7 protein-coding genes and 1 riboswitch are annotated in these 7545 nt (G+C 72.5%); all 7 genes read right to left on the reverse strand.

Features of this window, described 5'->3' with window-relative positions:
* Window positions 1-68: 68 nt before the first annotated feature.
* Window positions 69-557, reverse strand: a complete 489-nt coding sequence (locus IE170_RS17925) for an FtsB family cell division protein (RefSeq protein WP_189810399.1) — start codon at window positions 555-557, stop codon at window positions 69-71.
* A gap of 113 nt (window positions 558-670) precedes the next feature.
* The gene (gene eno, locus IE170_RS17930) at window positions 671-1951 is read right to left on the reverse strand and encodes a phosphopyruvate hydratase (protein ID WP_189810400.1); all 1281 of its coding nucleotides are present in this window, start codon (window positions 1949-1951) and stop codon (window positions 671-673) included.
* A gap of 282 nt (window positions 1952-2233) precedes the next feature.
* A complete protein-coding gene (locus IE170_RS17940) occupies window positions 2234-2944 on the reverse strand; it encodes a LysM peptidoglycan-binding domain-containing protein (RefSeq protein WP_223856689.1) in 711 nt (236 codons plus the stop codon).
* Window positions 2945-2946: 2 nt separating this feature from the next.
* Window positions 2947-3113: riboswitch (cyclic di-AMP (ydaO/yuaA leader) on the reverse strand.
* Window positions 3114-3395: 282 nt separating this feature from the next.
* Window positions 3396-4454 carry a LysM peptidoglycan-binding domain-containing protein gene (locus IE170_RS17945; RefSeq protein WP_189810402.1) on the reverse strand — a complete coding sequence of 353 codons (1059 nt, stop codon included), beginning with the start codon at window positions 4452-4454 and terminating at the stop codon, window positions 3396-3398.
* Between the two features lie 102 nt (window positions 4455-4556).
* The gene (locus tag IE170_RS17950) at window positions 4557-5831 is read right to left on the reverse strand and encodes a cytochrome P450 family protein (protein WP_189810403.1); all 1275 of its coding nucleotides are present in this window, start codon (window positions 5829-5831) and stop codon (window positions 4557-4559) included.
* A gap of 50 nt (window positions 5832-5881) precedes the next feature.
* Window positions 5882-6949: a nucleoside triphosphate pyrophosphohydrolase gene (locus tag IE170_RS17955; RefSeq protein WP_189810404.1), complete on the reverse strand. Its 1068-nt coding sequence runs from the start codon at window positions 6947-6949 to the stop codon at window positions 5882-5884.
* A 55-nt stretch (window positions 6950-7004) separates the two neighbouring features.
* A partial coding sequence (locus IE170_RS17960; RefSeq protein ID WP_229884921.1) for a SurA N-terminal domain-containing protein occupies window positions 7005-7545 on the reverse strand: 541 nt, incomplete at its 5' end.

The raw sequence follows: 7545 nt of genomic DNA on the forward strand, positions 1-7545 counted from the left end.
GTCTCTTCGTTCTCGTGGATGGGTGCTGCGGGGTGGTGCGGTCGGAGCGGGCGGGCGCGTACGGCCCGTCAGTCGCCGGGCCGGTCGGCCTTGTCGACGCCGTCCCAGACGTTGGAGTACCAGGGCCGGTCCGACCCGGCGTGCCCGGTGCGGCGCTGCTGCGCCGCCTCGGCCCCCGGGTCGGCCATGATGTAGCCGGTCTCGCCGGGCCGGACGAAGTGCAGGTGCTTGCGCGCCTGCTGTTCGGCGTAGGCGTCGTCCTGCCAGCGGGCCTTCTCGTCGCGCAGCCGCTCCAGGCGCTTGGCCGCCGCGTCGGCGGCCCGCTCCTGCTCGGCGATCTCCGAGCGCTGGGAGACGTACTGGCGCATCGGGTACGCCAGGGCGACGACCAGCGTGCAGAGGACCAGCACCAGGAGCGCGGCCCGGCCGGTGAGCCGGCTGCGGCGGACCTGGCGCCGGTTCTGGGACCGGTACACGTGGGCGGCGGTCCGCTCTCCGAGCTGCTTGAGCCTCGTCGCGGTGGAGAAGGTGGAGAACCGATCCCGGTTCCCGGCCATTGAACCCGCCTCCCCTGGTGTCACGGTGCTACGCAATACGTCCCCGCACACGGTACGGGACCGAGTGCGGGGACGTACGGAGGCCGGACCCTCGGGTCACGGCCCGGGGCGGTTCAGCCCTTGAAGCGGGGGAACGCGCTGCGGCCGGCGTACACGGCGGCGTCGTCGAGGATCTCCTCGATGCGCAGCAGCTGGTTGTACTTGGCGACGCGCTCGGAGCGGGCCGGGGCGCCGGTCTTGATCTGGCCGCAGTTGGTGGCGACGGCGAGGTCGGCGATGGTGACGTCCTCGGTCTCGCCGGAGCGGTGGGACATCATGCACTTGAAGCCGTTGCGCTGGGCGAGCTCGACGGCGTCCAGGGTCTCGGTGAGCGAGCCGATCTGGTTGACCTTGACGAGGAGGGCGTTGGCGGTGCCCTCCTCGATGCCTCGGGCGAGGCGCTCGGGGTTGGTGACGAACAGGTCGTCGCCGACGAGCTGGACCTTGGCGCCGAGCTTCTCGGTGATGGTCTTCCAGCCGGCCCAGTCGTCCTCGAACAGCGGGTCCTCGATGGAGACGAGCGGGTACGCCTCGACGAGCTCGGCGTAGTAGTCCGTCATCTCGGCGGCCGAGCGGGCCTGGCCCTCGAAGTGGTACTTGCCGTCCTTGTAGAACTCGGACGCGGCGACGTCGAGCGCGAGGGCGATCTGCTCGCCGGGGGTGTAGCCGGCCTGCCTGATCGCTTCGAGGATGAGGTCGAGGGCCTCGCGGTTGGAGCCGAGGTTGGGGGCGAAGCCGCCCTCGTCGCCCAGGCCGGTGGAGAGGCCCTTGTCCTTCAGGACCTTCTTGAGGGTGTGGTAGACCTCGGTGCCCCAGCGCAGGGCCTCGGAGAAGGACTCGGCGCCGATCGGCGCGATCATGAACTCCTGGATGTCCACGTTGGAGTCGGCGTGCGAGCCGCCGTTCAGGATGTTCATCATCGGAACGGGCAGCAGGTGCGCGTTCGGGCCGCCGAGGTAGCGGAACAGCGGGAGGTCGGAGGCCTCGGACGCGGCGTGCGCGACGGCGAGGGAGACGCCGAGGATGGCGTTGGCGCCCAGCGAGCCCTTGTTGTCGGTGGCGTCCAGGTCGAACATGGCCTGGTCGATCAGGCGCTGCTCGGTGGCGTCGTAGCCGACGAGCTCGGGGCCGATCTGCTCGATGACCGCGAGGACGGCCTTCTCGACGCCCTTGCCCATGTAGCGGTTCGGGTCGCCGTCGCGGAGCTCGATGGCCTCGAAGGCACCGGTGGAGGCGCCGGACGGAACGGCAGCACGGCCGGTGCTGCCGTCGTCGAGGCCCACCTCGACCTCGACCGTGGGGTTGCCTCGGGAGTCCAGGATTTCCCGGGCTACGACGACGTCGATGGACGGCACGAGCATCTCCTTCTGGGATGTGACGCTGGGTGTGCGGTGGCGTGTCGGACCGGGGGACCGGCCCTGCCGCCTAGAGCCTAACCGCAGCCGGGGGGTCGGCCCGCCGACCGCCCGGGTCCTGGGACGAAAAAGGGCCCGAATACCCCTCTTCCCGGACATACGGCCCCTGCTGACGGGGCTGTACGGGGGCGGGCACGCCACCGCCCGGCGCGAGGGGGGGTACGCGCCGGGCGGTGGGGATCAGGTGCTGCGGAAGCCCTCGGGTGAGGGTTCGCGCGGGGTTCAGCCGAGCTTCAGCTTCTGGCCGGGGAAGATCAGGTCGGCGTCGGAGACGATGTCCTTGTTGAGCTCGAAGAGCTTCTCCCAGCCGCCCTTGACGTTCTGCGCCTCGGCGATGGTGCCGAGGGTGTCGCCGGCCTTCACCTCGTACGAGCCGTTGCCGGTCTTGACGACGGGGGCCTCGGCGCGCTCGGAGCGCGTGGTGGGGGCGGGGGTCTGCGCGCGCTGGGTCTGCTTCTTGACCTCGGTCTTCTGCGGCTGCGTCTTCTTGGTCTCGGTCTTCGGCGTCTGCTTGGGGGTCGTGTTGGTGGTAGACCCGCCGCCGGTGTACGAGGAGTTGGACAGGCCCTTGCCGCAGTGCGGCCAGGCGCCCTTGCCCTGGACCTTCAGGACCTTCTCGGCGATGGCGATCTGCTGCGCCTTGGTGGCCTGGTTGGCCTGCGCGGCGTACGCCTTGCCGCCGAATCCGGCCCACGTGGAGGCGGAGAACTGGAGGCCGCCGTAGTAGCCGTTGCCGGTGTTGATGGACCAGTTGCCGCCGGACTCGCACTGGGCCACGCGGTCCCACTCGGAGGCGGTGGCGGCGGAGGCGGTGCCGGCGGTCATCAGGGGGGCCGCGACCGCGACGCCGGCGACGCCGGCGAGCGTGACGATGCGGGTGGTCCGCTCGATGGCGGTGGCGCGACGGTGCTTGCCCTTGCCCGAAAGCAGCATGGAGTTCTCCTCACCGACGCCTGCGAGGTGAGCTGTCGGGTTCGGGCGGATGAGTTGCCCGGCCGCGCACGTGGCGCGTCTTCACCCCTAGCCGGTCCGGACCGCCTTCGACGGCCTTTCGCGGCACCTACCTTGGTTCCCCCGCTCCTGCCTTCGGCGCTTGACGCGACGTGTTGTTCCCCCCGTCCGCCGGCAGGACTCGGCGATGCGGTCGAAGGGGCCCGCGGTGGCGGGCGATTCAGAAGGTAGACAGGTCCCTCCCCGAAGTTCAACGAGGGAATTCGGGGAGGGAGGGCCCTACTTGCGCTCCCCTGGGGAGCATTTGCGCAGGTGAGGGCGGTTTTTACCCAAGGTCACGGACAGGACACGCCAGTTGACCGGAAGAGACGCATGTCTCATTTGAACGAACCGGACATTCAACTCTTTCCGGATGTCCGAAATGCCGCTGTTCCTAACCTATTTCCAGGTTCTGGCCGGGCTTGATGAGGTTGGCGTCCGAGCCGATGACCTGCTCGTTGGCCTGGTACAGCGCGCTCCAGCCGCCCTTGACGCCGGTGGCGTCCGCGATGGCGGCCAGGCTGTCGCCCTCCTTCACCGTGTACGAGGGCGCAGGCGCCGGCTCCTCGGCGGCGGGGGCGCCCCGGTGCTTGCCGGTGGCCGCGGCCGTGGCGCCGGAGACGTCCGCCGGGTCGGTGGAGGCGCCCGGGGTCGGCGAGGCCGACGGTGCGGAGGGGGCCGCCGGGGAGCCCGGGGCGGTGGATTCGGGGGAGCCGGAGGGCGCACCGGGCGTCGCGGAGGTGTCGCCCGGCGTCGGAGTACCCGGAGCGGTCGGGGTCGGCGTGGGGACCGCGGGGTCGGCGGGGTCCACGGGGCTCGGGGTGACCGTGGGGTCGCCCGGGAACACCGGCGGAGCCGTGGGGGACGGCGTCGCGCCGTCCGGGTCGGGCATGACGGGCAGTCCGACGGACGGGGCGAGCGGCCCCGGGGGCGGGGTCGCCGGGGCGGGGGTCGGCGCGCCGTAGTCGGTGGGCCGGTGGCCGTCCGCGACGGGGACCTGCTCGTCCGGGCGGGCCGGGGACGGGCCGACGGCCCGGTGGCTGCCGGCGGAGCCCGGGTCGACGTCCGCGGCGGGGCCGTCCTGGGTCAGCCCGGCCGCGGCCGCGCACTGCGCCCAGGCCTGGGCGCCGCTGGCGGCGAGCACGCGCTCGGCGACCGCGATCTGCTGGGAGCGGCTGGCGAGGTCGGGGCGCTCGGCGAACTCCAGGCCGCCGGCGTTCTTCCACTGTTCCTGGGTGAACGCCAGGCCGCCGTAGGAGCCGTTGCCCGTGTTGGCGCTCCACGTGCCGCCGCTCTCGCATTCGGCGACTTTGTCCCACGTCGCGGCTTCGGCCGCGCTCGCGCCGGTGGCGGCGAGCAGCGGCATGGCCAGCGCGGAGCCGGTGACTCCGGCGGTGACGACGATGGCGGGTACCTGGCGGGGGCGTCTGTGGCGGCCGTTCCCGGAACGCATGTGATGCACCTTTCGCATAACGGCGTGGTAACGGCAGAACCTAGCGGCCTTCGAACGATTGTCACAAGTTGAGCAAGAAATTGATTTACCATCAGAAACTCTTCAGATGTTTCGGGGTGTGAAGCGGACGGGAAGGGTGCGCAGGCCACGCATGATCAGTCCGCCCCGCCATCTCAGGTCCGTAGGCGGAACCGCCAGTTCCAGATCGGGCAGACGCGTCAGCAAAGTCGCAAGCGCCGTCTGACCCTCCAGCCGGGCCAGCGGTGCGCCCAGGCAGTAGTGGATCCCGTGCCCGTACCCCAGGTGCTGGTTGTCGCCGCGCGAGAGGTCCAGGGCGTCCGGATCGGCGAACCGCGCCGGGTCCCGGTCGGCCGCGGCCAGGACGACGAGGACGGGGTCGCCGACCGCGATCTGCTGCCCGCCGAGGACCAGCGGCCGGGTGGCGAACCGCCAGGTCGCGAGCTCCACCGGCCCGTCATAGCGCAGGAGTTCCTCGACGCCGGTCTCCAGCAGGTCCCGCTCGCCGGCGGCGAGGGAGGCCTGGAGGCGGGCCCGCTCGCCGGGGTTCATGAAGAGGGAGTGGACGCCGTTGCCGATCAGGTTGACGGTGGTCTCGAAGCCCGCGAAGAGCAGGATGAACGCCATCGCGGTGGCCTCGGCCTCCGTCAGGTGGTCGCCGTGGTCGCTCGCCCGAATCAGGTCGGAGATGAGGTCATTGCCCAGATCATCCCTTTTTCGGTGGATGAGTTCACCGAGATAGGCCCGCATCTGCTTCACGGAACGGGCCACTCCGCCCCGCGGCCCGCCGCCGTGCCGGATCATCATCCCGGCCCAGTCCCGGAAGTCGTCCTGGTCCTCCCGCGGGACGCCGAGCATCTCGCAGATGGCGTAGATGGGGAGCGGGAAGGCGAACTCGTGGATCAGGTCCGCCTCGCCGCGGCCGGCGAAAGCGTCGATCAGGTGGTCGGTCAGCTCCTGCACCCGCGGCGCGAACTCCGCCACCCTGCGCGGCGTGAACGCCTTCGACACCAGCCGCCGCAGCCGTGTGTGGTCCGGCGGGTCGATGTTCAGCAGGTGCGTCATCAGCTCTGCCTTGCGCTCCCCCGGGATCCCGGTCTTGCCCTTGGCGTGCGCCGGCTCCGCGTGGTGCTCGGGGTTCTTGCTCAGCCGCTGGTCGGCGAGGGCCTGGCGGGCGTCGGCGTACCGGGTCACCAGCCACGCCTCCACCCCGCTCGGCAGCCGCGTGCGGTGCACCGGGGAGTGCTCCCGCAGCCAGGCGTACGCCGGGTACGGGTCGGTGGCGAACTCCCAGTCGAACAGGGTGGGGCCCTGCGCGGGAGCGGGTTCTTCGGGGGCTGCGGAGGTCGGCTCGTGCACGCCCCGACCGTAACCCGCCTGCGGGCCCCCGCCCGCCGCCACCGCTCCCCTTACTCCACGGCCCCGTACGCCCCGTCGGTCTCGTCGGTCTCGTCGGTCTCGTCGGTCCCGCCGGCCCCGGCCGGGGTGGCGGCGGTGAGGCCCTCGGCGGTGCGGATCGCGTCGCGGTAGGCGCGGGCCGCCGCCCGCAGGGCCGTCTCCGGGTCGGTGCCCTCCGCCTCGGCGCGCGCCGCGAGCCGCAGCAGCTCGTACCCGACGCCCTCGCCGGCCGGCAGGGCGACGGCCACCCCGCCCGCCCGCGCCCGCCCGGCGAGCTTCGCCGCGAGCGCCAGGCCGGGCTGGCCGAGCGGGATCCCGTCCGTGACCGACTCGCGCCGCTTCTCGGCCGCCTTGGTGCGCTGCCAGTGCGCGCCGACGTCCTCCGCGGTCTCCGCCTCCGCGTCACCGAAGACGTGCGGGTGGCGGTGGACCAGCTTCTCGACGAGGGTGCCCGCCACGTCGTCCACGGAGAACGGCTCCTCGGGGTCCTCCTCGGCGATCCGCGCGTGGAAGACCACCTGGAGCAGGACGTCGCCGAGCTCCTCGCGCAGCTCCTGCCTGCTGCCCTCCTCGATCGCCTCGACCAGCTCGTACGACTCCTCGATGGCGTACTTCACCAGCCCCCGGTGGGTCTGCCGGGAGGTCCACGGGCACTCGCGGCGGACGCGGTCCATCACCTGGACGAGGTCGAGGAGCCGCGCCCCGGGCAGGTCGTAGGAGCCGGGCAGCAGCTCCAGCTCCGGCATGGCGACCCGGCCGGAGCCGGCGAGCCGGGCCAGGCCGTCGGTCAGCCGCCGGTCGCCCTCGCCGCCGGGGATGACCACGATCGTGCGGCCGCCGGCGCAGGCCTCGACGAGCTCCTGCGCGTCGGGCGCGGCGAAGGCGACCTCGACGCCGGCCTCGCGCAGGTACGGCAGCTGCGGGTGGTCCGCGGCGGCGCACAGCACCTCGTCCGCGGTGCGCAGCGCCTGCCAGGCCGGCCAGGACAGCAGGCCGGGCGCGACCCGGTGGCTGACGGTCAGCAGGACGATCCGCCCGGTGTCGGGGGCGGCGGCGGGTTCGGCGGAGTGGGAGTTCACCCTTCGAACCTACCGCCCTGCGCGGGGCCTCGGCGGCGGGCCCCCGGGGGCCGGGTCAGGCCCCGGCGGCGGGCTGCTCGGGCCGGGTCCGCTGGGTGATCCAGGGGGTGGCCTGGTCGCCGAGGACGATCTGCTGGGCGTCCCACACGCCGTAGCGCGGGTTCACCGTGATGTGGAGCTCCTTCGCGGCGGCCGCGAGCCGCTCCAGCGCCTTGTCCTGGCTGCCGTAGTGCTCGAAGAGCTTGTCGCGCAGCAGCTTGAAGCGGGCGTCCGCCTCCAGCTGTGCGGGTGCCAGCTGCGCCTGCTCCAGCGCGGAGGCCTCCAGCCGCTCGCTGCTGCCGGCCTTCTCCAGCTGGGCCTGGCGGAACTCGCCGACCTCCCGCGGGGAGACCGTCACCCCGGCGTCCTTCGCGGCGCGCTCCAGGACGGCGGTCTGGATCATCTTGTTGAGCTTGACCCGCTCCAGGCCCGGCGAGGACTGGATCAGCTGGGCGGCGCTGCCGTCGGCCCGGTTCTGGGCGTCGCGGACGGCGACCACCTGGGCCTGGAGTGCGGAGGTCGTGATCCGCTCGCCGCCGACGACGGCCGCGGTCCCG

The sequence above is a fragment of the Streptomyces toxytricini genome, assembly GCF_014649915.1.
GTDB lineage: Bacteria > Actinomycetota > Actinomycetes > Streptomycetales > Streptomycetaceae > Streptomyces > Streptomyces toxytricini.